This window comes from Pseudomonas viridiflava (genome assembly GCF_001642795.1).
In the GTDB taxonomy this organism is placed as follows: domain Bacteria; phylum Pseudomonadota; class Gammaproteobacteria; order Pseudomonadales; family Pseudomonadaceae; genus Aquipseudomonas; species Aquipseudomonas viridiflava.
In genome coordinates this window covers 1-1,365 of record NZ_LKEH01000006.1, presented here as the reverse complement: position 1 = coordinate 1,365, position 1,365 = coordinate 1, and the positions used below count along the sequence as shown (strand labels likewise).

Here is a 1,365-nt window from a genome sequence, read left to right as displayed (position 1 = left end):
AAGGGTTGTTGCAGTTCAGGACTTCGGCTTTCGCTTCGGTCTGGTCAGTGTGGCGACCTGAGGCTCGTCGCGGGTTCAAGAATAGTTCGGGTGGTTGGGTCCCTGTGTAGAAGTCCAGTGTCTGTGTGACTTTCGTGTCCGATAATGGGCACAGGAGGAAATTCACGAATCATGGCACGCAGACACACCCCTGAACAGGTCATCGCGAAGGTCCGGCAGGGCCAGAAAATGCTCAACGACGGCCACCCGATGATCGAGGTCGTCAAGGAACTCCAGGTCACCGAAGCGACCTGGTACCGGTGGCTGAACCAGTACGGGTCCGAGAAGAACGCCGAGGCGTCCAAACGGACCAAGGAGCTGGAGAAGGAGAACGCGCGACTCAAACGGCTGCTGGCGGAGAAGGAACTGGCCATCGACATCCTCAACGAGGTGGCCAAGGGAAAATTCTGAGCCCCGAACCCCGCCGCCGTGCCGTGCGCATGGCGGTGGAGAAGTTCGGGGCCTCCGAGCGTTTCGCCTGCAAGATCCTCGGCCAAAACCGGTCTGCCTTCCGGAAGAAGAAACCCGATACGAGCTTCGAGGAAACACGGCTTCGCGGCGCCCTACGCGCCATCGCGATCAAGCACCCGACATGGGGATGGCGGAAAGCCCGCTGGTGCCTGCTCGCCCAGGAGTGGGCTGGAATGGCGCTCAACAACAAGCGCGTACGCCGGCTCTGGCGCGAGGAAGGCCTCGTCTGTAAACCCAAGGCGCGGAAGAAACGCCGGGCCGGTCCCGGCGCCGGGGAGCAGAAGCGGCTGACGGCCGAATACCCGATGCACGTGGTCAGTTTCGACTTCCAATCCGACGTGACTTCCTGCGGGCGGCACATCCGCTTCTTCAATGTCATCGACGAATACACCCGCACCGCGCTGGCCATCATCGCGCGCCGGTCGTTCACAGCCTCCGACGTGGTCGCAGCATTGGAGAACATCATCGCCGAAACCGGCACCGCCCCGACCTACGTCCGCTGCGACAACGGTCCCGAATTCACCGCCGCCGCACTGATCAACTGGTGCAACACCGTCGGCGTGGGCACCGCCTTCATCGACCCGGGTTCACCGTGGCAGAACGGTTTCGTCGAATCGTTCAACGCCCAGTTCAGAAGGGAACAACTCTCGGGAGAAATCATGGACACGATGGCCGAAGCGACCTATCTGGCCGAGGAATGGAAAGCTATCTACAATCATGAACGGCCCCACGGATCCCTCGATGGCATGACGCCAAACCGCTACTGGGAAAACTGGACTCAAGAAAACCAACTAGCTATCGCATAGGTGCTGGACTGCTAACGGGGGCCCAACCACCCTGCTATCAAATTCGGGC

1 protein-coding gene is annotated in these 1,365 nt (G+C 60.7%); it reads left to right on the top strand.

Going from position 1 to position 1,365, the window contains the following annotated elements:
- Nucleotides 1–171 precede the first annotated feature (171 nt).
- Nucleotides 172–1,316, top strand: a protein-coding gene (locus AO065_RS00035) for an IS3 family transposase (RefSeq protein WP_116058469.1) whose coding sequence is annotated in 2 segments (ribosomal slippage) — nt 172–445 and nt 445–1,316 — 1,146 coding nt in all. Because the reading frame shifts where the segments join, the coding sequence is not laid out codon by codon here.
- Nucleotides 1,317–1,365 lie beyond the last annotated feature (49 nt).